This window comes from Nibribacter ruber (genome assembly GCF_009913235.1).
Lineage (GTDB): Bacteria > Bacteroidota > Bacteroidia > Cytophagales > Hymenobacteraceae > Nibribacter > Nibribacter ruber.
This window is the reverse complement of record NZ_CP047897.1, coordinates 610,975-635,429: the sequence shown is the minus strand read 5'-3', so window position 1 is coordinate 635,429 and position 24,455 is coordinate 610,975. Positions and strand designations below refer to the sequence as shown.

Annotated in this window: 21 protein-coding genes; 12 read left to right on the top strand and 9 right to left on the bottom strand. The window is 49.9% G+C overall.

Going from position 1 to position 24,455, the window contains the following annotated elements; all coding sequences use genetic code 11:
• Window positions 1-73: 73 nt before the first annotated feature.
• The 5 genes from GU926_RS02750 to GU926_RS02730 all read left to right on the top strand — a co-directional run bounded on the left by GU926_RS02750 (window position 74) and on the right by GU926_RS02730 (window position 4,556).
• The gene (locus tag GU926_RS02750; protein ID WP_160688790.1) at window positions 74-391 is read left to right on the top strand and encodes a hypothetical protein; all 318 of its coding nucleotides are present in this window, start codon (window positions 74-76) and stop codon (window positions 389-391) included.
• Between the two features lie 173 nt (window positions 392-564).
• Complete coding sequence (locus GU926_RS02745) at window positions 565-927, top strand: cupin domain-containing protein (protein WP_160688788.1); 363 nt, start codon at window positions 565-567, stop codon at window positions 925-927.
• A gap of 32 nt (window positions 928-959) precedes the next feature.
• Window positions 960-1,865 carry a LysR substrate-binding domain-containing protein gene (locus GU926_RS02740; protein ID WP_160688786.1) on the top strand — a complete coding sequence of 302 codons (906 nt, stop codon included), beginning with the start codon at window positions 960-962 and terminating at the stop codon, window positions 1,863-1,865.
• Window positions 1,866-1,934: 69 nt separating this feature from the next.
• Entirely contained in the window at window positions 1,935-3,137 is a 1,203-nt protein-coding gene (locus tag GU926_RS02735) for a threonine synthase (protein WP_160688784.1), read from the top strand.
• A gap of 225 nt (window positions 3,138-3,362) precedes the next feature.
• Entirely contained in the window at window positions 3,363-4,556 is a 1,194-nt protein-coding gene (locus GU926_RS02730; protein WP_198001453.1) for a dipeptidase, read from the top strand.
• Between the two features lie 40 nt (window positions 4,557-4,596).
• Here GU926_RS02730 and GU926_RS02725 read toward each other — a convergent pair whose 3' ends face one another.
• The 3 genes from GU926_RS02725 to GU926_RS02715 form a co-directional block, all read right to left on the bottom strand.
• Window positions 4,597-5,418: an aminotransferase class IV gene (locus GU926_RS02725; protein WP_160688782.1), complete on the bottom strand. Its 822-nt coding sequence runs from the start codon at window positions 5,416-5,418 to the stop codon at window positions 4,597-4,599.
• Window positions 5,419-5,428: 10 nt separating this feature from the next.
• Window positions 5,429-6,574: a DNA-processing protein DprA gene (gene dprA, locus GU926_RS02720; RefSeq protein WP_160688780.1), complete on the bottom strand. Its 1,146-nt coding sequence runs from the start codon at window positions 6,572-6,574 to the stop codon at window positions 5,429-5,431.
• A gap of 155 nt (window positions 6,575-6,729) precedes the next feature.
• Window positions 6,730-7,068, bottom strand: coding sequence for a MerR family transcriptional regulator (locus tag GU926_RS02715; protein WP_160688778.1), 339 nt, complete (start codon window positions 7,066-7,068; stop codon window positions 6,730-6,732).
• A 261-nt stretch (window positions 7,069-7,329) separates the two neighbouring features.
• Between GU926_RS02715 and alaS the strand changes: the two genes are divergently transcribed.
• The 3 genes from alaS to GU926_RS02700 all read left to right on the top strand — a co-directional run bounded on the left by alaS (window position 7,330) and on the right by GU926_RS02700 (window position 12,734).
• Window positions 7,330-9,951 (top strand): alanine--tRNA ligase, encoded by a 2,622-nt coding sequence (gene alaS, locus GU926_RS02710; protein WP_160688776.1) that lies wholly within the window; start codon window positions 7,330-7,332, stop codon window positions 9,949-9,951.
• A gap of 182 nt (window positions 9,952-10,133) precedes the next feature.
• Window positions 10,134-11,591, top strand: a complete 1,458-nt coding sequence (gene gatB, locus GU926_RS02705) for an Asp-tRNA(Asn)/Glu-tRNA(Gln) amidotransferase subunit GatB (RefSeq protein WP_160688774.1) — start codon at window positions 10,134-10,136, stop codon at window positions 11,589-11,591.
• Between the two features lie 18 nt (window positions 11,592-11,609).
• On the top strand, window positions 11,610-12,734 hold the full coding sequence (locus tag GU926_RS02700; protein WP_160688772.1) for a TlpA disulfide reductase family protein: 1,125 nt from the start codon (window positions 11,610-11,612) through the stop codon (window positions 12,732-12,734).
• Between the two features lie 178 nt (window positions 12,735-12,912).
• Here GU926_RS02700 and GU926_RS02695 read toward each other — a convergent pair whose 3' ends face one another.
• From GU926_RS02695 to GU926_RS02685, 3 genes are all read right to left on the bottom strand, one after another.
• Complete coding sequence (locus tag GU926_RS02695) at window positions 12,913-13,515, bottom strand: hypothetical protein (RefSeq protein ID WP_160688770.1); 603 nt, start codon at window positions 13,513-13,515, stop codon at window positions 12,913-12,915.
• Between the two features lie 41 nt (window positions 13,516-13,556).
• A complete protein-coding gene (locus GU926_RS02690) occupies window positions 13,557-14,072 on the bottom strand; it encodes an acyl-CoA thioesterase (RefSeq protein ID WP_160688768.1) in 516 nt (171 codons plus the stop codon).
• Window positions 14,073-14,153: 81 nt separating this feature from the next.
• Window positions 14,154-14,804 carry a protein-L-isoaspartate(D-aspartate) O-methyltransferase gene (locus GU926_RS02685; RefSeq protein ID WP_160688766.1) on the bottom strand — a complete coding sequence of 217 codons (651 nt, stop codon included), beginning with the start codon at window positions 14,802-14,804 and terminating at the stop codon, window positions 14,154-14,156.
• Window positions 14,805-14,975: 171 nt separating this feature from the next.
• On the opposite strand from GU926_RS02685, the gene GU926_RS02680 reads away from it, so the two are divergent.
• Window positions 14,976-16,382: a sugar transferase gene (locus GU926_RS02680; protein WP_160688764.1), complete on the top strand. Its 1,407-nt coding sequence runs from the start codon at window positions 14,976-14,978 to the stop codon at window positions 16,380-16,382.
• An 83-nt stretch (window positions 16,383-16,465) separates the two neighbouring features.
• A complete protein-coding gene (locus GU926_RS02675; RefSeq protein WP_160688762.1) occupies window positions 16,466-17,053 on the top strand; it encodes a riboflavin synthase in 588 nt (195 codons plus the stop codon).
• 69 nt (window positions 17,054-17,122) lie between these two features.
• On the opposite strand, the gene GU926_RS02670 is transcribed toward GU926_RS02675, so the two are convergent.
• Together GU926_RS02670 and hemF are read right to left on the bottom strand one after the other, a co-directional pair.
• The gene (locus GU926_RS02670) at window positions 17,123-17,695 is read right to left on the bottom strand and encodes a phosphatase PAP2 family protein (RefSeq protein WP_160688760.1); all 573 of its coding nucleotides are present in this window, start codon (window positions 17,693-17,695) and stop codon (window positions 17,123-17,125) included.
• Window positions 17,688-18,596, bottom strand: coding sequence for an oxygen-dependent coproporphyrinogen oxidase (gene hemF, locus GU926_RS02665; protein WP_160688758.1), 909 nt, complete (start codon window positions 18,594-18,596; stop codon window positions 17,688-17,690). Before hemF ends, GU926_RS02670 begins: the two co-directional genes overlap by 8 nt.
• Window positions 18,597-18,731: 135 nt before the next feature.
• Between hemF and GU926_RS02660 the strand changes: the two genes are divergently transcribed.
• Window positions 18,732-20,813: an alpha-ketoacid dehydrogenase subunit alpha/beta gene (locus tag GU926_RS02660; RefSeq protein ID WP_160688756.1), complete on the top strand. Its 2,082-nt coding sequence runs from the start codon at window positions 18,732-18,734 to the stop codon at window positions 20,811-20,813.
• 248 nt (window positions 20,814-21,061) lie between these two features.
• On the opposite strand, the gene tamL is transcribed toward GU926_RS02660, so the two are convergent.
• On the bottom strand, window positions 21,062-23,494 hold the full coding sequence (gene tamL / locus GU926_RS02655) for a translocation and assembly module lipoprotein TamL (protein WP_160688754.1): 2,433 nt from the start codon (window positions 23,492-23,494) through the stop codon (window positions 21,062-21,064).
• Between the two features lie 52 nt (window positions 23,495-23,546).
• Here tamL and GU926_RS02650 point away from each other — a divergent pair, with 52 nt between their 5' ends.
• Entirely contained in the window at window positions 23,547-24,293 is a 747-nt protein-coding gene (locus GU926_RS02650) for a TrmH family RNA methyltransferase (protein WP_160688752.1), read from the top strand.
• Window positions 24,294-24,455 lie beyond the last annotated feature (162 nt).

The following is a 24,455-nucleotide window of genomic DNA, read 5'->3' as shown; positions in this document are numbered from 1 at the left end:
AGCCCCACCCCCTTGGCACTAGCCAATATGTTCAGCGCGCAGAAAGATTAATTTACCCCCTAATGTTGATGCTATGAATAAAAACTTACCCACTTTGCTTGCCCTCAGCTTCTTTGCCGGAATTTTCCTCCTGGCCTTTTCTACTTCTAACAGTGAGGTAGCGGCCTACAGAGTGATAGGGTTTATTTGCTTTGCTTGTGCCGCCGGCCTGGTAGCCATTTATTGGAACCGTCTTCGCAATGCCTTTATGGCCAAAGGACCCTCAAAAATGGATGCTTTGCTGAAAGACCCGGCTAAATTCTCCAGGGAATACGGAGACATTTATGTGCTGGCAGACAAACTAAAAGCCCGCCGCCAAAGAAGACATCGGCCAACACTGCTCCATCATTAAGGATAACCGGTGACCTTGAGGGCATAAGATTTGCTCCCGTTAGACACCTGAATTATTACAAGAAAAGCCTTCGGTAAAACCGGGGCTTTTTTTATTCCCTCTCATTTTCAAAGACTAGGATGGAAAGCCGCTTAAGATGATTTATCTTCACTTGCACAAAAAATTAACATCCCATGGAGAAAGTAAACCTACTTGAAAAATTTGCCCAGTTCTCTGACCACTGGAATCCCCGGATAGCCGGCGACCTCAACGGCCAACAGGTGAAATTGGCTAAATTTCTGGGCGCTTTTGACTGGCACCACCATGACCATGAAGATGAATTGTTTCTGGTGGTAGAAGGCGAGTTCACCATGGAATTCAGAGACAAGCACGTGTTGGTGCAAGCCGGCGAGTTTCTGATTGTACCCAGAGGCGTAGAGCACCGGCCCGTAGCCGAAAAGGAAGCGTCCGTTTTGTTGTTTGAGCCTGCCAGCACGGTCAATACCGGTAATCTAACGGACAGCGAGCGCACTCGAAACAGCCTGGACCGTATTTAAAGCCCCACGTTCCTCTACAAAAGCATACAGCGGTGATATCCCAGAAACACAGAGTCTTTTTTGAAGTAGCCCGGCAGTTGAGCTTTACCAAGGCCAGCCAGATCTTGTACATCAGCCAGTCGGCTATTTCAAAGCAGATTAAGGCGCTGGAAGAATATTACAAGACGGGTTTGTTTGAACGGCACGGCAATACCATTAGCCTCACGCCGGCCGGCAAACTCATCTATGAGAAACTGGAGGCCGTGCAGGAAATCCAGAACGAGCTCCATCAGCAGATGCCACTTTTAAGCGAGGACTTTAAACCGCAGGTTACCTTGGTCTTGGGCGCCAGCACCACCATCTCTCTGTACATTCTGCCTCCGGTTTTATCTGCCTACCTGACCCAGCACCCACAGGTACAGCTGAGCCTAAAAAACCGGAACAGTGAAAACATCTTAAAAGCTTTACTGGACCATGACATTGATCTGGGCATTATTGAAGGCATCAACAAAGTAAGCCAGGTTACTTACACGCCTTTTCTAACCGATGAGGTAATCGCCGTATGCTCGCATCGCAATCCCATCAAGAAGCACAATTTGCAGGTGCAGGACCTGTACAACATTCCTTTGGCCATTAGGGAAGCCGGTTCGGGAACTTTGGCGGTGTTGGAAGACGCCCTGGTGCAGAGAGGCATCAAGCTGGCACAGTTACCCGTGCGCGTGCGCTTGGGTGGCACTGAGGCCCTGAAAAACTTTGTGCGGGTGGATACCTGTCTGGCCTTCTTACCTAGGCAAGCTGTGGTGAAGGAACTGGCCTCGGGGGAGTTGGTGGAAGTGAACATCAAAGACTTTGAGGTGCACCGCACCTTCAATTTTATTCAGCGCAAGGGCACCGAGAACAATGCCCCTTACAAAAACTTCATCCAGTTTATGAAACGCCAGTATTCTAAAATGGAATAGCCTATACCAAAAGGCCGTTTGATTTGGTCATACCCTTTGCCCTACTTGCCAAGGCAAAATGTACTTGATATGACCCCGTCTACGCTCACCACCATCAGCCAAATAACTGCACTTTCCTGCTCAAAATGTGGAAATGAATATAGCCATGAAGCCTTGCAGCGCGTGTCTGATTGCTGCTCCATGCCTTTGCTGGCGCAGTATGACTTGGAAGGCGGCCTTTCTAAAGACATTCTCAACGGCCGCGAAGGCACCATGTGGCGCTATCAGGAAGTTCTTCCCTTGCTAGACGACAAATTTAGAGTTTCATTAGGCGAAGGTTTTACGCCCATGCTGTCGCTTAAAACCCTGGGAGAAAAATACGGCTTTGAGAATCTTCTCTTGAAAGACGAAGGCAAGAACCCTACCGGCTCTTTTAAGGCCAGGGGCCTGAGCATGGCTATTTCCAAAGCCTATGAAAAGGGAGTAGAGCAATGCATTATTCCCACCGCTGGCAACGCGGGCGTGGCCATGGCCGCCTACTGCGCCAAAGCCGGATTACCTGCCGTGGTGGTCATGCCGCGCCATACGCCTAAAGCTTTTAAAGACGAATGCTACTGGTACGGAGCCGAAGTACACTTACTGGACGGCCTCATCCATGACTGCGCCGCGCACGTGCGCCACTTAAACCAGCATGGTGAATACCTGGACGTCTCTACGCTCAAAGAACCTTACCGCCTGGAAGGCAAGAAAACCATGGGGTATGAGATAGCCGAACAACTGCATTGGACTCTTCCTGATGTTATTTTATACCCAGCCGGTGGCGGGACGGGCCTTATAGGCATCTGGAAGGCCTTGCAGGAAATGAAAGCCCTGGGCTGGTTGCCAGAGAATGTCAAACTGCCCCGCATGGTGGCAGTGCAAGCCCAGAACTGCAAGCCTTTGGTAGACACCTATCTGGGTTTACAGGACAACGCCCAACAGTACAACGGCTTACCAACCTTGGCCAACGGATTGGCCGTGCCAAGACCACTAGGCGAGCCTTTGATGCTGGAAGTATTGGAACAGTCTGAAGGAACAGTCATGGCCATCACCGAAGACGAAATGGTGGAAGGCGTGCGCGAACTGGCCCAAAAGGAAGGCATCTTTGTGGCCCCCGAAGGCGCCGCCACCTGGATGGCCGCCCGCAAATTATTAACCCAGGGCTGGTTGCAAAGCCACGAGCAAGTCTTGTTGCTCAATACCGGAAACGGCCAGAAATACATGGAAAACATGGAAGGCCGCTGGACGGTGTAAACTCGTCTCAATTTTTAGGTTCGTTTCATTAAAAAGCGGTTAGCTTTCTTTTATAAAAGGAGAGGCTGGCCGCTTTTGTTTTTAGCCTGTTTTCTAGGAAACGGCCCAAAAACAAATTTACAAACTGTTAAAAGGGAGGTTCTGGCCTAAAGAATGAAAGTCACTTTTGGTAGAATGGGGGCATTTACTTAAACTGGGTTTCGGTTTACACCTTAGCTCCTTTCCATGCACCGCACCGCCAGATTCGCCTTGACCTGTCTTTCCCTTGGGATGCTCAATTCCTGCGCGCCATCTTATCAAAGCATCCATCAAAAAGCGTTGCTGGTAGACACACACAATGATGTTTTATCTCAGGTGGTGATGGAAGGAAAAGCGATGGACCAGGATTTGACTGGCCAGGCGCACACAGACCTTGCCCGCCTGAAAAAAGGAGGAATGGACCTGCAGGTATTTGCCGTTTTCTGTGACGAGACCTATGGGCCGGGAAAAGCCTTTGCCTTCGCCAATGCGCAAATAGATTCTCTGGAAGCCACGGCCAAACGTAATCCCAAGCAATTACAGATCGTGCACTCCCCAGAGCAGATGCAGGAAGCCATAAAGGCGGGTAAAATTGCGGCGCTCACAGGCGTAGAAGGCGGTCACATGATTGAGGAGAAGTTGGACAACATAGATCACTTTTACCAGCGAGGCGTGCGCTACCTCACGCTCACCTGGAACAACAGCACCACCTGGGCTTCTTCGGCAGCAGATGAGGTGAAAGGCAACGGCCGAAAAGGCTTAACCGACTTTGGCAGACAAGTGGTGCAGCGCATGAACAGCTTGGGCATGTTAGTAGATTTATCGCACGTAGGAGAGAAAACCTTCTATGATGTGTTGGAGACCACCACCAAGCCCGTTCTGGTCTCTCATAGCTGCGCAGCCTCCCTTTGTCCGCATTCCCGAAACCTCACTGATGACCAACTCAAGGCGCTGGCAAAAAACGGAGGCGTGATTCAATTGAATTTCTTCTCTGAGTTCCTGGACAGCACCTACAATAAGAGGGTGAATGCGTTTATTGCCCGGCACAAAGAAGACATTGAGGTGTTGGAGAAACAAAAGCTGTCGGGTTTGGCTTTTAGAGACGCCTTGTACAAGAAATTTCCGGAAGAGACCGCCACGTTAAATCCGCATATTTCTGTGTTAATAGACCACATTGACCACGTGGTGAAAGTAGCCGGGATTGACCATGTAGGACTGGGTTCTGATTATGATGGCATCAGTTCGGCACCTACAGGGTTGGAAGACGTAACCACTTATCCAATGATCACCAAAGCGCTTATAGAGAGAGGCTATAAACGGAAAGACATAGAAAAAATCCTGGGTGGCAATTTCATCAGAATCTGGAAAGCCAATCCTGGAAACGCAGCAGCCAGCAAATAGACGTTTTTGGCTTATTTTCTGGAAAACAGGCCAAAAACGATTAACTCCATAAGGCGAATTGCTTAATCTCCTGAAGGAGTTTGGAATCTAACGCAAGCGGTTGCCCTTCTATAGACTGAATAGGCCGCAAGCCCATCACATTTGAACTGAAGACTACCTCTGCCTCTTGAAGCACTTCAGGCTGAAATATCTCTTCTTCTACTATCCAGCCGGCATCGTTTGCCTTCTTTAGCAAATTCCGGCGCATAACTCCGTTCAGACAACCGGTGGCTAGGGAAGGCGTGAAAAGGGTTAGGGCTTTCGCCCAGAAGATGTTGGAATAGGTGAGTTCAGAAATATGGCCATGCGCATCCAGCAAAAGCAAATCCTCCAGGTTCCTTTCCCTTTTCTCGCGGCTGGCCAAAACATACACCAAAGAATGTGGTCCTTTGAAACTTGAGAAGGGAGAGGGCTGTGTACAAATGCCAGCGCAAATACCAATGTTTAGCGGCTCCCGAGAAGGGGCGGACATTGGCTGAACGGTCAAAAGCCAATCTACGGTATCAATTTGGGGCATGTAAAGTCCTTGGCCGCTTCGCCAGACTTTCAGTTTGACTCTGGCAAAAACGGAGCAGTCATTCATCTCAGTTAAGGCCTTTACCTGTTCTTCTAAGTTGGAAGGGCTCAAATCAGTTGGCAACTTCAAACCAAGGGTGGAAGCGGCTTCCTGCATCCTTTCTATATGCTCTACAAGTAAACGTAGCCTGCCTTTCTCCCACACCAACGTCTCAAAGAACCCGTCGTTGTATTGAAAGGCTCTGTTGGTGAGAGGGAGTCTTAAATCCTGTTCAGGCAGGAATTGTCCGTTGTAGATTATGTACACAGAGTTCGTTTTAGAGAAGGCCATACAGTTTTCCTGGCATAGCTTTTATTTGCCCACTCATTTCCAGGGTGAACAACACCGAGGACAATTGTCCCATAGAGAACTGGGTATTCCTGCCAAGAATGTCAATGTGCGTGGGGCCGGCGTGTTGTAAAAGCTTGAGTACTTTCTGCTCGTCTTCCGGAAAGCCAGAGAAGTCTCGTTTGGGTGGAGTCTTAGGTACTGCAGGCGAGGCCAACGCTTTGTCCCAATTCAAGAGTTCTTCCAGGTCCTTGAACCTAGTGTAAGGCACGGCCTTCAGACTTTTGATGAGTTGATTGGTACCTTCAGAAGTTTCTGAGGTAATAGGCCCAGGAACGGCCATCACTTCGCGGTCATAGCTGTGCGCAATGTCCGCTGAGATGAGAGAGCCGCCTTTGTCCGTAGATTCTACTACAATGGTGCAGTCGGCCATGCCGGCAATAATGCGGTTGCGGGAAGGGAAGCGCGGCGCATCTGGCTTGGTCCCGAAGGGAAATTCAGAGAGCAGGCCGCCATGCTCCAGCATTTGCTTGGCGTCTGAGGTATGGGCGTATGGATAAATGGTTTCCAAGCTGTTAGCCATCACACCTATAGTGGGCAAGCCCTCTTTTAAGGCGGCTCTATGCGCGGCAATGTCAATCCCATAGGCTAGTCCGCTTACTACCAAGGCTTCATGCTTGACCAGGTCCTGCACCAGTTGCTCCGTGACTTTATGGCCGTAGTTGGTGCTTTTGCGGGTACCCACAATGCTGATGACCTTCTGGGCATTCAGGTTGACGGTGCCTTTGTAATACAGCAGGAGCGGGGCATCAGGTAAATCGCGCAATCGGTCTGGGTAAGCGGGGTTGGTATAATAGAGCAATTGAACTTGCTCTTTTTCTGCCCGAAGGATAATCTCTTCCGCCTGTTTCAGGGCCGCTGCTCTATGACTAATAATACTTCTAGCGAATACCTCCCCAATGCGGCTGACTTTGGAAAGGTTTTCAAAGGAGGCTGAAAAAACGTTCTCAGGGCTACCCAAAGCTTGTACTAAGGTACGGGCATTCCCTCCGCCAATCCTTGGAATCAAGGGCAGAGCCACTTGGTACAGCAAATCGTTTGAGTCCTGAGTCTTGAGTCGCGAGTCCTGAGTCATATGATTTGAAAATACGGCAAGCAACTAGCAAGAGTTAACGAAACTGATTTTAGGCTATTTCCTAGAAAACAAGCCAAAAACGGTGGTTTAAGGAAGAGTTAAAATTTTTGAGAAAGTCCAACCAACGGGCCTCGCGACTCAGAACTCGCGACTAATTATGGTAATTGAGACTTGATGCTGGTTAAAAATTCTTTGATTTTCTCTAGGCTCTGCACCATCTCGAACTTTTCGCGGGCCTGAACGCCGCGGGTTTTGAGCATTTCGCGGGCGCCTTGAATGGTGTAACCGCGTTCCTTTACCAAGTGGTAGACAAAACGCAAGTTCTCAATGTCTTTAGGGGAGAAGAGACGATTGCCTTTCTTATTTTTCTTTGGCTTTAAGATATCAAATTCGGTTTCCCAGAATCTGATGAGGGAAGGGGCCACATCAAACATGGCAGCCACCTCGCCAATGCTGTAGTACTGTTTTTCTATATCGCGTTCTTTGTAAGGCATAATTTGTGAGTTGCGAGTCGCGAGTCTTGAGTTGCGAGTCTAACCAATAACTCGTGACTCAAGACTCGCGACTCAAGACTAAAACCGTTTTTGGCTTGTTTTCTGAAAAACAGCCCGAAAACGCTCTACTGACCGCCAGATTTTAGTAAAAAAGCTTACTTTTGCAGGTGAGGCGGTGCGTATGGAAACGGCAAAAATTCGCTTTTTCTTTCGCATTTACAAGACTTTGCGCCTCGTATTACAAAGCTATTATTTAAATACATGACCTCGGCCCAGATACGTCAACAGTTCCTAGATTTCTTCGCCTCCAAAGGCCACCAGATTGTGCCATCGGCGCCCATTGTGGTGAAAGACGACCCAACCTTGATGTTCATCAATTCTGGTATGGCGCCTTTTAAAGACTATTTCTTGGGCAACAAGCCGGCACCGTATGCGCGCGTGGCAGATACGCAGAAGTGTCTGCGCGTTTCTGGCAAGCACAATGACCTGGAGGAAGTAGGCTATGACACCTACCACCACACAATGTTTGAGATGCTGGGCAATTGGTCTTTTGGCGACTACTTCAAGCAGGACGCCCTCAAATGGTCTTGGGAGTTACTAACTGAGGTGTACAAACTGCCCAAAGACAGGCTGTACGTTTCAGTTTTTCAGGGAGATTCTGCTGAGAACCTGCAAATGGACCAGGAAGCTTTTGACATCTGGAAAACCATGATTGCCGAAGACCGCATCTTGATGGGCAACAAGAAGGATAACTTCTGGGAAATGGGCGAAACCGGTCCTTGCGGTCCTTGTTCTGAGATTCACGTGGACTTGCGCACCGACGAGGAGCGTGCCCAGGTAGACGGAAAATCTTTGGTGAACAATGACCACCCACAAGTGGTGGAAATCTGGAACAACGTGTTCATGGAGTTCAACCGTCTAGCGGATAGTTCTTTGGTAAAACTCCCTGCGCAACACGTAGATACGGGCATGGGCTTCGAGCGTTTGTGCATGGCCATCCAAGGCAAACGGTCCAACTATGACACGGACGTTTTCCAGCCGATGATTCAGTTCATTGCCAAGGAGGCGGGCGTAGTGTATGGAGAAAACGAGAAGGTGGACATTGCCATCAGGGTAATTGCCGACCACATTCGCGCTATCTCTTTTACAATTGCTGATGGTCAGTTGCCAAGCAACAACAAGGCGGGCTACGTGATTCGTCGAATCCTTCGCCGTGCGGTTCGATATTCCTTTACATACCTGAACTTCAAGAAGCCGTTCCTGAACACCATCGTGCCGGTTTTGGCAGACCAACTGGCCAACGTGTTCCCAGAACTGAAAGCCCAACAGGGTTTTGTACAGCGCGTGATTGAAGAAGAGGAAAACGCCTTCTTACGTACCTTGGAGAACGGGTTGAAGCGTCTGGATGCCTTACAAGATTCGTTCAAAGCCAACGGCAACACCATTGACGGCAAGACCGCCTTTGAACTGTATGACACCTTCGGGTTCCCGCTGGATTTAACGGCCCTTATTGCCAAGGAAAGCGGCTTGACCATTGACGAGGCTGGCTTTACCGCTGAGATGGAACAGCAGAAAAACCGTTCCCGCAACGCCGCGCAAACGGAGCAAAGCGACTGGGTAATGCTTCAGCCTGACACCGACACTGAGTGGGTGGCTTATGATGCTGAGTCTACAGAGGCTCGCATAGTACGTTACCGCGAAGTAACCGCCAAAAACAAAAAAGAATACCATGTAGTGCTGGACCGCACGCCGTTCTACGCCGAAAGCGGTGGACAGATAGGCGACACCGGTTTCCTGGAATCTGCCTCGGGTAAGGTGAAAGTGATTAATACTGTCAAAGAGAACGACTTGATTGTCCATATCACCACGGAGCTACCTAAGAATCTAGAAGAAACCTTGGTGGCCAAGGTAGACAGCCAGCGCCGGGCGCTTATTAAAAAGAACCACTCGGCTACGCACTTGTTGCACGCCGCGTTAAAGCAGGTGCTAGGCGACCACGTAAACCAGAAAGGCTCTTTGGTAAGCGATAAACTACTGCGTTTTGACTTCTCTCACTTCACCAAAGTAACCGAGGAGCAATTGCGTGAAGTAGAACAGATAGTAAATCAGCGCATCCGCGAGTCGATTGAGAAAGACGAGCGCCGCAATGTTCCTATTGAAGAAGCCAAGCAACTGGGCGCTACCGCCTTGTTTGGCGAAAAATACGGTGATTTTGTGCGCGTCATTACCTTCAACAAAGAGTACTCTATTGAATTGTGCGGTGGTATTCACGTGCAAAACACGGGTAACATTGGCTTTTTCAAGATTGTAAGCGAAAGCTCTGTCGCCGCTGGTGTGCGTCGTATTGAGGCTGTAACCGCAGATGTAGCCGAAGCTTTTGTAGACGAGCAAATCACGCAGTTTGAGGAAGTGAAGCAGGTGCTGGGCGTGCAGAAGGAATTCGGGAAAGCCATTGAGAAACTACAGGATGAAAATGCCGCTCTGCGTAAGCAGTTAGAGGCCTTTGAGCTGAAGCAAGTGACAGCCCAGAAAGAAAAACTGGCTTCTGAAGTACGTGAAGTCAATGGCGTGAACTTCCTGGCGGCTAAAGTAGACGTGAGCAACGCTGATTACCTGAAGAAACTGGCCTTCGACTTACGCTCTGTGGTGAACAACCTGGTGCTGGTACTAGCCGCCGATGTAGACGGAAAACCACAGCTGGCCGTTATGTTGTCAGATGAAGTGGTATCGGGTAAAGGCTTGAACGCTGTGCAGATGGTGAAAGAGTTAGCCAAAGAAATTAAAGGCGGCGGCGGCGGACAACCATTCTACGCCACCGCTGGCGGTAAAGAAGTTTCAGGCTTAGAAGCCGCTCTTGCCAAAGCTGAATCTCTACTAGCCTAGCAAAATTTGTTTTTGGCTTCATTTCACGAAAGTAGGCCAAAAACGATAGCTTCATTGAAGGAGAATCAGACATTAAATTAACAGAGGAAACATAAGCCGTTTTTTGGCTGTTTTCTAAAAAGTAGACCAAAAACAAAAAGCGTGTTGCGTGGTTTGCGTAATGCGTGCTACATAGAAAAAACATGAACGAAGACATCCGTTCCCAGTATCAGGCTATCATTGGTTTAGAGGTGCACGCCCAGTTGCTGACTGAAAGCAAAGCGTATTCAGCTGACTCTACTGAGTACGGCATGCTGCCTAACACCAACTTGAGCGTAATTACTTTGGGTCACCCAGGTACCTTGCCGCGCGTGAACAAAAAAGTAGTGGAGATGGCCATGAAGATGGGCGTTGCCACTAACTGTGAGATTGAGCGTAACAATGTGTACGCTCGTAAGAATTACTTCTATCCAGACCTTCCCAAAGGCTACCAGATTACTCAGGACAAAGGGCCTATCTGCACCAAAGGGCACATGGACATTAAAACCAAAGACGGTGGCGATAAGCGCATTGGCATCACGCGTATTCACATGGAAGAAGATGCGGGTAAGTCTATGCACTTGGCTGGAGAGACCGAGACCTTGGTAGACTTGAACCGTGCCGGTACGCCTTTGATTGAGATTGTGTCTGAACCAGACATCAGGGACTCTGAGGAAGCCTATGCCTACTTGACCCAAATCAAGAAGCTAGTACAGTACCTGGAGATTTGCGACGGCAACATGGAAGAAGGTTCGCTAAGATGCGATGCCAACATTTCTGTGATGAAGAAAGGCGCAGACAAGTGGGGCACCAAGGTGGAGGTAAAAAACATGAACTCCTTCCGGAATGTGCAGCGCGCCATTGAGTTTGAGATTGATCGTCAGATTGAGATTCTGGAGAACGGCGGTACCATTGATTCGCAGACCAGAAACTTTGACGCCAACACCGGCACCACTACTGGCATGCGCTCCAAGGAAACCATGAACGATTACCGTTACTTCCCGGAGCCAGACCTTCCGCCAGTGACCATCTCAGATGAGTGGTTGAATTCTGTAATGGAAAGCATGCCCGCACTTCCGCAGGAATTGTATACAAGGTTCACGCAGCAGTACGGTCTTTCTGACTATGATGCCAACGTGTTGGTAGACAACAAACAGATTGCCCTTTACTTTGACGCACTCTGCCAACACACCAAGAACTATAAGGCGGCGGCCAATTGGGTAACTGGTCCTGTGAAGTCCTACTTGAATGAGCTCGCGCTGGACATGTCTGCTTTCCCGTTAACCCCAGAGCAGATTGCCGGCCTGATTGAATTGGTAGACAGCAACAAAGTGAGCCACACCGTAGCGGCCAAGCAGATTTTCCCGTATTTATTGGAGAACCCTGGCAAAACCGCTCAGCAGATAGCATCTGAGCAGAACCTGGTACAGGAATCTGATGCCGGTGCGTTGCAAGCCATCATTGATGGAATCCTAGCGGCCAACCCGGCCAAAGTAGCAGAGTACAAGGCTGGCAAGGCTTCCTTACTGGGCATGTTCATGGGTGATTTGATGAAGCAGACCAAGGGAAAAGCAGATCCTAAGATAGCCAATAAGTTATTGAAGGAGAGTCTGGATAAGTAAGCATACCTAAAGTACACTATGAAGAAGCAACTCATATTCGCCACGGCCTCTTTGCTGGTCTTTGGTGCCTGCCAAAAGAAAGGCGTGACGGCCGTTGACACAGACAACAGCTACCGCATCTCGGGTAAGATCAACAATATGACCACCGGCAAAGTCTATTTAGACGAGCTGGGAGAGCAGTCGTTCACGCCTAAAGACACCGCCGAAATTAAGCAGGACGGCACCTTTGTAATGGAAGGCTCTGTAAATGAGCCGGCTATTTATAAACTGGGCTTTGAGAACAAGGAAGGTATCATGCTGGTGGTAGACAACAAGAAAATTGAAGTCACCGCAGACTCCGGCCAAGTAGCCACCACCTACAAAGTAACCGGATCGCCAGATTCTGAGTTGATACAGCAGTTGAACACCATCATGCAAGGTTCGCAGGAAGGAATCAATGCCTTAAACCAACGCTATCAGGTAGCTGCCAACGCAGGCCAGGAAGCTGAGATGGCCAAAATCCAGCAGGAATTCTTAACCGTGCAGAAGTCCAGCCAGGAAAAGCTGAAGCAGATGATCAAGTCCAACCCAGGATCTGTGGTTTCTGTGTACGCGGCCACCAATATCTTGAATCTGGAAGAGGAATTCCCGTTTGTAGACAGCATGAACGCCGTGTTCAAAGAAAAACTGCCTAACTCACGGTACACCAAATCCCTGGAAGAGCGGCTTTCAGGCATGCGCACCACCGCCATTGGCAGCGTGGCCCCAGACATCAAGCTGGCTTCACCTTCTGGACCTGAGGTTGCCTTATCCTCTTTGCGTGGAAAGTATGTGTTGATTGATTTCTGGGCCAGCTGGTGCGGACCTTGCCGCAAGGAAAACCCAAACGTGGTACGCATGTACAACATCTATAAAGACAAAGGCTTCGAAATCTTTGGGGTGAGCTTAGACCAGGACCGCGCCAAATGGTTAAAGGCCATTGAAACGGACAAACTGACCTGGCCGCATGTGTCAGACCTAAAGGGTTGGGAAAGCGCCGCCGCTGCTTTGTATGGCATCACCGCCATTCCGCAGACCATCTTGCTAGACAAAGAAGGCCGTATTATTGCCAAGAACCTGAGAGGCCCGGCCTTGGAAGAAAAACTGGCTTCGCTTTTAAAATAAGACGTACCGTTTTTGGCCTCTTTTCCTGAAAACAAGCCAAAAACCACCTCAACGAAAAGCCCCTGATGAATATTCATCAGGGGCTTTTTCATTACTTTTCACCTGTTAAAGATGCTGGATTACCGGTAGAACAAATCTAAAGTCATTTGTCTTGTGTTTTGTAATTTAAGCCTATCTACTATTGCAGGAATATTTTCTGCAACACGTCCCAGAGTTTCTTTTTCAACTCGGTGTTGGTTTCAATCTGGGTCAGACTATCAACGCGCACAAAACGGGTTTCCTCGGCCTTGTACATTTTGTAGGCTTCCAGCTTCAGGAGGTTTTCTACGGGCAGAGTTTCGCCAAATAATAGAATCTGCTTGGCCTGCTGCTCCTTGGCCAGGTTTTTTATATTCTGAATATTTTCCGTCAGGAAGTTGCCAAACTTTACCTGGTTGGTGGCCAAGCCTACGGCTGCCAATACTTTACTTAAGAACAAATGCTGCGGTAGTTGGGCAAACTCTTCCGGTGAAACGGCAACCAACAAATAAGTCCCTTTCACAGCCTCGCCAAACCATGCCATTTCTGCTGGCGTCGCCACAGGAGCAGGAGCAGCGGTTGCGGGTTCTACCTTTGGCATGGCAGGAGTGGAGGCAGCCTTTTGCGAAGTTGTTGGAGCTACCGGTACGTCTACCACCACCTGCGGCGCTACTTCCATAGTAGATTCTTCCTGTACCAGGTACAGGGTGTCCTGCTTAAAAAGCTCTTGCAGAAATGCGGGTTCAAGGGGTTGGCCAGTCATGCGTTTTTTGGCAGTTTTACAGGAGATAGGGCAAAAACGAATTATAACTCAAAGAGTGACTTCAACTCTGTAGCATCGTCTGGTTTCATGCGGCCACCCAAGATCAGGCGCAGCTGGCGCCGACGCAAGGCTCCGGCGTATTTCTCTTTTTCGTCATCGGTTTCCGGCACGGCTTCTGGCACGTCAATGGGATTGCCGCTCTGGTCTACTGCCACAAACGTGAAATAAGCCTCGTTTGACTTTACTTTGGTGCCTGAAGGAATATCCTCGGCCCACACGGTAATGTGCACTTCCATGGAAGAACTGAAGGCTCTGGTCACCTGCGCCTCCAGCGTGATCACGTTCCCCAGCCTGATGCTTTCTCTAAACGAAACGTTGTCTACAGAGGCGGTTACTACAATGCGGTTGGAGTGTTTTTGCGCGGCAATGGCAGAGACAATGTCCATCCAGTGCATCATGCGGCCACCCATTAAGTTGTGCAGCGTGTTGGTATCATTGGGCAGGACCAGCTCGGTCATGCGTACGTAAGATTCTTTGACAAATTTTTGCTTGCGCATACAAAGGCTATTTATTCTGGCGCAAAGATACGCGCCTGCCTTGAATGGCACCCAGTAATTTTAATCCAGAAACAAGAAAGATTACTGCCAGCCCTGCTTGCCCAGCAAAGGCACAAACTTAAAGTTGTCAAACTCCTCTTTGGTGAAGTCCTCGGGCCCCAGGCGGGTGATTCTCATCATCTTCTGGGTGTCTGCATCACCTACCGGAATCACTAGCATGCCGCCAATGGTGAGCTGGGTGATTAAGGCCTTCGGGATGACCGGAGCACCGGCAGTCACCAGTATCTTATTAAAAGGGGCGTGCTTTGGAAGTCCTTCAGAGCCGTCTCCCAGAAAGGCATGCGGTTTTAAACCCATGAGCTCAAACTGTTTCTGCGCCTTGTGGTACAGCGGTTCATTGTATTCAATGGTGTACACGTGGGGCGTGAGTTGCAACAGAATGCTGCACTGATAGCCAGAACCGGTGCCAATCTCCAGCACCTTGTCTTTCGAGTTGACTTGGAGCAGTTCGGTCTGGTAGGCCACCGTGTAAGGCTGCGAAATGGTCTGGCCCTCGCCAATAGGAAAGGCTTTGTCCTGGTACGCTTGTTCTAGAAAGGCCTTTTCAAAAAAGTAATGGCGTGGCACTTGTTCCAGGGCTTGCAAGACGCGTTGATCTTTAATTCCCTTTTCCTGTACGGTGCGCACCAGACTCTTGCGCATTCCTTTGTGCCGGTAACTATCCATCAACATGCATGTGTACTTTTAAACCAGAAGCAAGGCTTTTTTCGCCTATGAATTGCTAAATTAGTAAAACACCCGCAACCCGCTTTCAAAAATTACTACTCTTTAATACGTTTTTGCTGTTAGCTTTGTGGGTTCTTATTGATAATTCTTCAAAACCCGAACCGCCGCCACTCCAGAATGCACCTCAACAGATCACTGCACACGTACAAATTAGTCTTTGCTGATTTTCTGGCGGCGTTCCTGGCTTGGATCATCTTCTACCTTTCCAGAAGCTATGTCCTTCAAGATGCCGCAGAAGGATCTACCTGGTTTTTGCTGGAACGCTCTTTTATCATAGGCTCTATTTGGGTGGTGCTGTACGCGCTGCTGGGCAGGTACCGCAACGTGTTTAGGCAGTCCAGGTTCAAGGAGGTGATTCATCTGGCCACCTTCTCTTTCTGCGGCGGCGTGGCTATCTTCATCGCGTTTCTGCTGGAAGACCCAGCCATTTCCAGGGGCGAGGTATACTACAAGACCATTGCCACCTACTTCCTCATTCACTTCTTCGTGGCCGCCACCTTCAAGCTCATCGCGCTCAAGCATTTAAAAGTGCTGGTGGCCGAGGGCGAGATATATTTCAACACGCTGGTGGTAGGCTCCAGCACCAACGCCCGCGAAGTTTACAATGAACTCCAGTACCACAACTGGCATTTGGGCTTGAAAGTGGTGGGTTTCGTGCAGAGTGATGCCTCCAACGGGCACGCCTTTCCCGAGCAGGTAACCTGTCTGGGCGGCTTCCATGAACTGCCCGACCTAATTCAGAAATATGACATTGAAGAGGTGGTCATCGCCATTGAGCCTTCAGAGCATAAATTAATTGAGCAGATCCTGAGTTCTCTGGAAGGAGAGATGGTGCGGATTAGTATTTTGCCAGACGTATACCAGATTCTGTTGGGTTCTGTGAAAGTCAATCATTTGTTCGGGACGCCTTTGATAGAGGTGAAGCAGGAGATCATGCCGGTTTGGCAACAAATTCTCAAGCGCGTGATTGATTTAGGCGTCTCATTGGTAGTTCTGATATGCTTTTTGCCGGTGTATGCCATCGTGGCCTTGCTGGTAAAACTTTCCTCGCCGGGCCCGGTGTTCTTTGCCCAGGAGCGCATTGGCTGGCACGGCAAGCCCTTCAAGATTTACAAGTTTAGGAGTATGTTCCTGGACGCCGAAAAAATGGGACCCGCCCTTTCTTCTGACCTGGATCCCAGAGTGACCAAGTTTGGCCGGTTCATGCGAAAAATCAGATTAGATGAATTGCCTCAGTTCTACAACGTTCTAAAAGGCGACATGAGCCTGGTGGGGCCGCGCCCAGAGCGCCAATTCTTCATTGACCTCATCACAAAAGAAGCGCCTCACTACCGCCACTTGCAACGCGTACGTCCCGGCATCACTTCTTTGGGCCAGGTTAAATTCGGGTATGCCCAAAACGTGCAGGAAATGGTGCGCCGCCTAAAATATGACATCCTCTACATTGAAAACATGTCCCTGGCCATGGACTTCAGGGTGATGCTCTACACCATCAAAATTATCGTACAGGGAAGAGGAAAGTAAATTTATTTGGAGATTTGAAAATGTGAAGATTTGGAAATGACCATCTTCAAATCTCCTCATCTTCACATTTTCAAATCTTAAATATGTTCACCGGCATAATAGAAGCATTGGGGCAGGTGGTTGCCATCCAAGACGACCAGAGCAACCGGCATTTCACCTTGACGTGTCCTTTCACCCAAGAATTGAAGATTGACCAGAGCGTGGCGCATAATGGCGTGTGTTTAACGGTGGTCAACATTGAAGGCAATACCTACACGGTCACGGCCATAGATGAGACGCTTTCACGCACCAACCTGGGTGATTGGAAAGTGGGGGACACGGTGAACCTGGAGCGTTGTCTCTTGGCGCACAGTCGCTTTGACGGACATATTGTGCAGGGGCACGTGGACCAGATTGGCGTTTGTAAAGAAGTGATTGACCAGCAGGGCAGCTGGCTGTTCAGGTTTACCTATTTTCCACAAGCGGCTGGCAATGTAACCGTAGAGAAAGGCTCTATCTGCATCAACGGCATCAGCTTGACGGTGGTAGAGTCTGGAGCAGACTTCTTCTCTGTGGCCATCATTCCGTACACCTATGAGCATACCAATCTGGGCAAAGTAAAACCCGGCGACAAGGTGAACCTGGAGTTTGACATCATTGGTAAATACGTGGCGCGTCTGCTGCAAAAATAAAAGAACCGTTTTTGGCCTGTTTTCCAGAAAACAGGCCAAAAACGGTATCATAATGTGAGTAGGTGTATTTTACGCCGTCCAGAAAGGGTAGCGCTGCGTGAGCAGTTTGTACACGTACACGCCCAGCCAACCCGTGAATATGCCAATGGCTGCGCCTACGGTAATGTCTCCGGGGTAATGCACGCCCAGGTAAATACGGCTATAGGAAATCAAGAAGGCCCAGACCAGCAAGGCTATCTTTAGCCACAAATGTCTACCGGGCAAGATGAGGCACAAAAACACCACAATGGCAAAAGAGTTGGCCGCGTGCGAAGATACAAATCCGTAACGCCCGCCGCACCCGTCTACCACATGCACAGTGGCGCCAATCACAGCCTCATGACACGGGCGCAGTCTCTCAAAAAATGGCTTGAAGATGCCAGAAGACACAAAATCTGCCAAACCCACACTGGCGGCCAGTGACAGCACCATTAAAGCCCCTTTCCTTCTATAAAAATAGATCAGTAAGATGATCAGCATGGCGTAAAACGGAAACCACACATACTTGTTGGACACCATGGTCATGATGGTATCCCAAAACGGGGAATGCCGGCCGTTCAGCTCCAGGAAAAGCGCCTGGTCCAGTGATTTAAGCTTATCCATGGGCGGTATGCAAGTTCACCCAGTCAATTCCTTTGGTAAAGCAGGCCAGTGACTTGGCCTCTGGGGTACCCACGGCCGGAGCGTGGCTGTAGTGCCAACTGGCAAGGGGAGGAAGGCTCATCAAGATGGACTCGGTGCGGCCGTTCGTCTCCAGCCCGAACTTGGTGCCACGGTCATTGACCAGGTTGAACTCGGCGTAGCGGCCGCGCCTGATCAGCTGCCATTCTTTTTCCTGGGGACTGTAAGGCTTGTCTCGGTTGAAGTTCACAATCTGGGTATAGGTAGGCGCAAACGTATCTGCCACGGCCTGCACAAAGGCAAAACGGTCCTCAAGGGAAATATTTTCCTTTGGCGTTAGGCGGTCAAAGAAGATGCCTCCAATGCCGCGGGTTTCTTCGCGGTGCGGAATGTAAAAATAGTCATCGGCCCACTGCTTGAATTCTGGATAGTAGCTGGCTTGAAAACGGTCACAGGTATCTTTAAGCTGCTGATGAAAGAATTTACCCTGGTCTTCATACACATAGATGGGTGTGAGGTCAATGCCGCCGCCAAACCAGGCCTCGCCGTTGCCCGCCTCAAAGTACCGCACGTTCATGTGCGTGATGGGCACGTGCGGGTTCTCCGGGTGAATGACCACTGAAACACCTGTGGCAAAAAAGTGCGGATCTGGCATCAACAAAGCTTTTGCGGCTCTTTCATGCAACACACCTTCTACCGCTGAGAAGTTGACGCCGCCTTTCTCAAACACGGCACCATTCTGGATGACTCTTGCAGCACCGCCGCCACCACCTGGTCTGTCCCAGACGTCCTCCTGGAACTTGGCAATACCGTCACACTCCTCCAGGCTCTGGCACAGCCGCTCCTGAAAATTCTTAAACCATTTCTGTATTTCTTCTTTCATCGAGATAGGTCGGTCGCGTTTTTAACGTGTTTTCACAAAAGTAGCCTATAATCCATTCTTCCCCGAATCCGGCTGCCGGCTATTTTCTTATCTGTGCTATATTTCGTACTTTGGTAGGCAAACAAATGTTAGCTTATGGAGCCCACCCCGGTAGATTTTTCTGTGAAGGTTGATCAACAGATTCTGGTAAACGCTTACAAACTCATGCTCACGGCCAAAACCATGGCTCACTTGTATGAAGAAAATAAAGCCATCTGTAGTAAGTACGTGCATAGCACTTCTAGGGGTCATGAGGCCATTCAATTGGCTACTGCCTGTCATTTAACTCCCAGAGATTTCCTGTCAGTTTATTATAGAGACGAGTCTATTTTACTAGGCCTGGGCTTGCAGCCCTATGAGCTCATGCTGCAACTCATGGCCAAGCGCGACGACCCGTTCAGCGGCGGCCGCACCTATTACGGACACCCGTCCTTGCGCCGCGAGGGGTTTCCGGTTATTCCTCACCAAAGTTCGGCTACGGGCATGCAGGCCATCCCGGCAACGGGCATGGCCCACGCGCTGGCTTACTTAGAATCACAAGGCCTGGAGAATGTGGAAGAAGGCAGAGTAGCGCTTTGTTCCTTAGGCGATGGTTCAGTGACCGAAGGCGAAGTGGCCGAGGCGTTCCAAATGGCGGTCTTGAAGAAGCTGCCCATCATTTACCTGGTGCAGGACAACGATTGGGGCATCTCGGCGACTGGTGAAGAAATGCGCGCCATGGACGCATACGAGTATGCCGCCGGGTTCAAAGGAATGGAGCGACTGCGCGTAGACGGATCTGACTTTGTAGACTCTTACCTGGGCATGGAAGAGGCGTTCAGAATTGTGCGCACTGAGCGCCGCCCGGTGTTGGTGCACGCCAAATGTCCTTTGCTGGGTCACCATACTTCGGGGGTAAGAAGAGAATGGTACCGCGGCGATAACCTAAACCAACATTCCCTCCAGGACCCGCTTCCAAAACTGGGCAATTTGTTACTGGAAATTGGCTACACCGAAGCAGACTTAGAGCAGATGGTGCAAGAGGTGGAGCAAGAAGTGCAGGCCCAATATGAGCAAGCCCTGGCTGCTGCCAACCCAGACCCAGCCACGTTCAACCTGCATGAGTTCGCCCCAACGCCCATCATTGAAGAAAAAGGCAACAGAAATCCGGCGGGCGCTGAGAAAACGACCATGGTAGATGCCGCCCTGCATGCCGTAGATGATATTTTAAAGCAGTACCCAGAGGCTTTGTTTTATGGCCAGGATGTGGGCGGTGAACTAGGTGGCGTGTTTAGGGAGGCTGCCTTGCTGGCCAAAAAATACGGCGATAACCGTGTGTTCAACACGCCTATCCAAGAAGCCTACATCGTTGGGTCTACGGCAGGCATGTCTGCGGTGGGGGCCAAGCCGATTGTGGAGATACAGTTCGCGGATTATATCTGGCCGGGCATCAACCAGTTGGTGGAGGAACTCTCTAAAAGCTGTTACCTGAGCATGGGCAAATTCCCTATACAGTCCTTGATTCGCGTTCCTATTGGTGCGTATGGCGGGGGCGGACCATACCACTCAGGCAGCATTGAGTCTACGCTCTTGAACATCCGGGGCATTAAAGTGGTGTACCCAAGCAACGCCGCTGACATGAAAGGCTTGATGAAAGCCGCCTTCCTGGACCCGAATCCCGTGGTGATGCTGGAGCACAAAGGCCTGTATTGGTCAAAAGTACCGGGCACCGAGGACGCCAAAACCTTTGAACCAGACGCTGACTATATCTTACCATTGGGCAAAGCCAACGTAGTCCAACAAGCCAGCCCAGAACAACTGCGCAACGGTACCACTGTGACGGTTATTACCTACGGTATGGGTGTTTACTGGGCAAAAGCCGCCAGCAAAGAATTGTCTGGGTCAGTAGAAATTGTGGATTTGCGCACCTTGAACCCGCTGGACTGGGAAACCGTGGTAGCCTCTGTGGAACTTCATGGCAAAGTGTTGGTATTAACGGAAGAACCTTTGATGAACTCCTTCGCCGAGTCTTTGGCAGGCCGCATCTCCAGAGAATGCTTCCAACGCCTAGACGCCCCCGTGTTCACCTTAGGCGCCGAAAACCTTCCTGCTATTCCTCTCAATGTGGAACTGGAGAAAATGATGCTTCCCAACGCAGACAAAGTACTTGCTTCTTTGCAGGACCTGTTAGATTACTAGATTCGTTGTAGGTTATTCGTTATTCGGGGTTGTTGATTGTTATTCAAATTAAGATTTCAACCAGAAGACCACTCAAAAACCTACGATAAGGTGGGTGCCAAGTAAGAAGCCGTTTTTGGCCTGTTTTCCAGAAAACGGGCTAAAAACGGCTTCTTCTATTTCGCTATTAACCGACTAAGTAGTTTACAACAATCAGCAATCAGCATTCAACAAAAACAATCCATTCCCCCTGACAACGAATAACGCTCCTAAAACGGATAGCCAATGCCCAAGTTAAAAGTGGTCTGGTTACTGTTGCCGATGACTTTGTTGGGGTTGAAGTCACCAAGTACAAAGCGGTCTCCCTTGGCGCGGGCGGGGTCATGGACTTTGGTGGCAATGTCAAAGCGCAGGATGGCAAACCCAAAGTCAAAACGTACACCAAAGCCTGTGCCCACGGCCAGTTCCTGGTAAAAGCGGTTGAACTCAAACTTAGCGCCGGGCTGGCTGATGATGTCGGGTTCTGGGTCACCGTTGATGGAACCCGGGGTAGTGGCGCCTTCCTTGAACAGCCAAACGTTACCCGCATCCAAAAAGACCGCGCCGTTCACTGAGGTGGTACCAAAACGGAACATCCGGAACCGGTATTCAGAATTCAACTCAATCAGAATCTCACCTGGCTTTTCAAAGTCATAGTTCACCGAGTTTCCGCTGACGTTGATACTAGCGCTGGAACCAGGCCCCAGACGTCTAGGCAGCCAGGCCCGCACGCTGGACGGTCCGCCCGCGAAGAAAAACTTATCATAGGGCAGAATTTGTGATCCTCCCATCGGCTTGGCCAGTCCCACATTGCCGCGGTACACAAACATCATGTTTTTGCCCAGCGGGTGGTAACGCCGGTAATCAAAGCTGCCCTTCATGAACTTGTAGGTGTTCAGGCTTTTAAAGCTTTTGGCCAGGTATTGACCCAAAAATCCGCCCGACTCCACAAACAAACGCACCAGCTTGGCATCATTGGTCTGGTTGTAATTGGCGGTGTTATACAGGCTGGTGAAGTGGATGGATGATACGAAAGCATCATTGAAACTCTGCAAAAGGGGATAGCCCTGGGCTTCTAAGCTCACCAGATTGTCCCGGAAGGTGGGCTCTATTCTGGGAACGCTGATGATGTTGAGGTCTATCGGCGAGAAGCTGAACTGGTGCACGTTCTTTTTCTGCCAGATGTAATCCAGAGACACGTTGAAATTGGTGCGCGTGTACTCATTGCGGTCAACGTAGGTGTAGCCGGTGCTCACCCTAGTCCTGGGGTTGTAGCTGACCAGAATACTGTTGGTATTGAAGGGCACCAGAAACTGAGGGAAAGTAATGCCCAAATCAGTACCAATCTCAGTTCTACGGCCCACGGTACCATCGCTGATCTGCAGCTGTCCCTCTACGCCGGCCCGTACGCCAATGTCAAAGAGTTCGGCCCCGCCAAAGATGTTCCTGATCCTGAAACGCAAACTGGTATATGGACCCGGTACGCGTTCCGTAAAGGTGGCACCCAATTCCGTAGTCTCCTGGAACCTAGGCAGCGGTGAGGTATTGATGGTAGCATCCAACAGGGCCTGCTTGTTTTGGGTCTGGACGCTGTCTTCTAGCTTGGTGTAGTTAATGGTGGTGTACTTGAACATGTCCAGACTGGACAAGAGCTGCTGGTTGGCCAAAGTGTTGGCATTGGAGTATTTCTGCCCCGGCCGAATGATGACTTTTCGGTCCAGAATCTTGGGAGAAAACCGCTGTCTGTACGCCAGGTAATATACGTTGTTGAGCAAAAGCGTGTCCCGCTTACGACCGAAGCGCGTTGTGCCGGCATCAGATATAAAAGATACTTTGTTGATGGTGTACACTTTGTGCACGGTACTGTCTGTAGGGTTAGCCACCTGCGTGACCAGACGTACGCTGTAGGCCTCATAGCTGGTGTCTGCCTCAAACGTGACGTACTGCTGCCTGAAATCATAGTACCCGTTGTTCTTAAGCAGGCCCTCCATTCTACTTCGTTCCTGGGTAAGCACAGACTCCTCAAAATTCTGCTGCAGTTTGATGAAGCTATTGGCCTGGGAGGATTTTACCAGGGCCAGCACGGCGGTGTCTGGAATGGCATAGCTGTGTTGCACAATCTTGAAGGGTTCGTCCTCGTCAATGTGCAGGGTCACATATACTTTTTTGTCTTTCTCTTCTTTGCTGGCCGTCACCTCGCTCCGGAAAAAGCCTTTGGAGTTGAGATACAGCTTCACCTGGTCCACGGATTCTACCAGCAGCAGAGAGTCAAAAATGGCGGGCGGTTCGCCCACGGTGCGCATCATCCAGTTGCCGTTCTCCATTTTGTTCTGGAGTTTGGCCAGCTTGTTCTCTTTGCGCTCAATTAATTTGTCTACGTGCACAGAGTCACTGCCGGCGCGGGCAATCTTACGGTTAAAGTCGGTGGTTTCTTCTTCCATCTCGCGCTGGATGCGGTCTGGGTTGTAGAACTTCTTGCCTAAGTAGTAGAGGTGCAGGTACAAAGGAATGCCCAGCACGCGCCGGTTGGGCTTCTGGCGGTACAAAGAGGCAATGGCGGCCTTGTCGTTCTGCTTGACGCCTTCCAGCTTGATACGGCGCAGCAGCTTCTCATTTTCAGCCAGGTGCCGGGTAGGAGAGCAGCCCGCCAATAGGCACAGCATTGTGAATGCCGCCCCGATTACGTAACATCGTAGCTTCAAACGTAGACAGGATATGATTTCGAAAGGGAACTTGAAGTACATTAGGTCACTGCAAATAAAGAAATATAGAGGGCTTCACCAAGCGTTCACGGTAGAAGGCGAAAAGAGCGTGGTAGAACTGCTGCAATCTGATTTTGACATAGAAGCCGTTTTTGCCACCGACAAATTTCTCCAGAAGCATACCGCTCTTCTCAAAAAAGGTTCTCTGGTAGTGCAAACCAGTGAAGAAGAGCTGGCCAAGGCCGGAAGCCTGGAAAGCAACAACGCCGCCCTGGCCATAGCCAAGATGAAATCCGCCCAGCCTTTCCAGTGGAACGAGCAGGAACTGGTTTTAGCGTTAGACGATGTACGCGACCCCGGCAACCTGGGCACCATCATCCGCATTGCGGACTGGTACGGCCTCACGTCCATTGTGCTTTCAGAAACATCTGCTGACTTTTACAACCAGAAGGTGATCAATGCCACCATGGGCTCTTTCACCAGAGTTACACCTCATTACGTTAGTTTACCCGAGTTTCTGGAAAAAAGGCCAAAAAACGCCCCTGTGTACGGCGCCGCTTTGCAAGGCCAGAACGTGCATCGCCTTCATTTGAAACCAGGGGGCGTTTTGATCATGGGCAATGAGGCACACGGCATACGGCCAGAAATCATGGAAATGGTGACCCAACCCCTGACCATTCCCGGCCGCGGCGGCGCAGAATCCTTGAACGTGGGCACCGCCACCGCCATTCTCCTGGACAACTTCTACCGAAATATTTAATAGACGCAAGCCACAAGACGATTCACTATACCTCCGTTTTTGGGTTATTTTCTGGAAAAGAGGCCAAAAACGATATGCCATAACACCAATAAAGTGCATCAATAAAAAAGGGAGCCATGAGCTCCCTTTTTTACATTCCAACATTTAAAATCTTGTGTCTTA

Excerpts from the sequence above, each read along its gene's own strand:
- GU926_RS02750 (WP_160688790.1), top strand. The coding sequence starts at position 74 with ATGAATAAAAACTTACCCACTTTGCTTGCCCTCAGCTTCTTTGCCGGA.
- GU926_RS02745 (WP_160688788.1), top strand. The coding sequence starts at position 565 with ATGGAGAAAGTAAACCTACTTGAAAAATTTGCCCAGTTCTCTGACCAC.
- GU926_RS02735 (WP_160688784.1), top strand. The coding sequence starts at position 1,935 with ATGACCCCGTCTACGCTCACCACCATCAGCCAAATAACTGCACTTTCC.
- GU926_RS02730 (WP_198001453.1), top strand. The coding sequence starts at position 3,363 with ATGCACCGCACCGCCAGATTCGCCTTGACCTGTCTTTCCCTTGGGATG.
- dprA (WP_160688780.1), bottom strand. The coding sequence starts at position 6,574 with ATGACTCAGGACTCGCGACTCAAGACTCAGGACTCAAACGATTTGCTG.
- GU926_RS02715 (WP_160688778.1), bottom strand. The coding sequence starts at position 7,068 with ATGCCTTACAAAGAACGCGATATAGAAAAACAGTACTACAGCATTGGC.
- alaS (WP_160688776.1), top strand. The coding sequence starts at position 7,330 with ATGACCTCGGCCCAGATACGTCAACAGTTCCTAGATTTCTTCGCCTCC.
- gatB (WP_160688774.1), top strand. The coding sequence starts at position 10,134 with ATGAACGAAGACATCCGTTCCCAGTATCAGGCTATCATTGGTTTAGAG.
- GU926_RS02700 (WP_160688772.1), top strand. The coding sequence starts at position 11,610 with ATGAAGAAGCAACTCATATTCGCCACGGCCTCTTTGCTGGTCTTTGGT.
- GU926_RS02695 (WP_160688770.1), bottom strand. The coding sequence starts at position 13,515 with ATGACTGGCCAACCCCTTGAACCCGCATTTCTGCAAGAGCTTTTTAAG.
- GU926_RS02690 (WP_160688768.1), bottom strand. The coding sequence starts at position 14,072 with ATGCGCAAGCAAAAATTTGTCAAAGAATCTTACGTACGCATGACCGAG.
- GU926_RS02685 (WP_160688766.1), bottom strand. The coding sequence starts at position 14,804 with ATGTTGATGGATAGTTACCGGCACAAAGGAATGCGCAAGAGTCTGGTG.
- GU926_RS02680 (WP_160688764.1), top strand. The coding sequence starts at position 14,976 with ATGCACCTCAACAGATCACTGCACACGTACAAATTAGTCTTTGCTGAT.
- GU926_RS02675 (WP_160688762.1), top strand. The coding sequence starts at position 16,466 with ATGTTCACCGGCATAATAGAAGCATTGGGGCAGGTGGTTGCCATCCAA.
- GU926_RS02670 (WP_160688760.1), bottom strand. The coding sequence starts at position 17,695 with ATGGATAAGCTTAAATCACTGGACCAGGCGCTTTTCCTGGAGCTGAAC.
- hemF (WP_160688758.1), bottom strand. The coding sequence starts at position 18,596 with ATGAAAGAAGAAATACAGAAATGGTTTAAGAATTTTCAGGAGCGGCTG.
- GU926_RS02660 (WP_160688756.1), top strand. The coding sequence starts at position 18,732 with ATGGAGCCCACCCCGGTAGATTTTTCTGTGAAGGTTGATCAACAGATT.
- tamL (WP_160688754.1), bottom strand. The coding sequence starts at position 23,494 with ATGCTGTGCCTATTGGCGGGCTGCTCTCCTACCCGGCACCTGGCTGAA.
- GU926_RS02650 (WP_160688752.1), top strand. The coding sequence starts at position 23,547 with ATGATTTCGAAAGGGAACTTGAAGTACATTAGGTCACTGCAAATAAAG.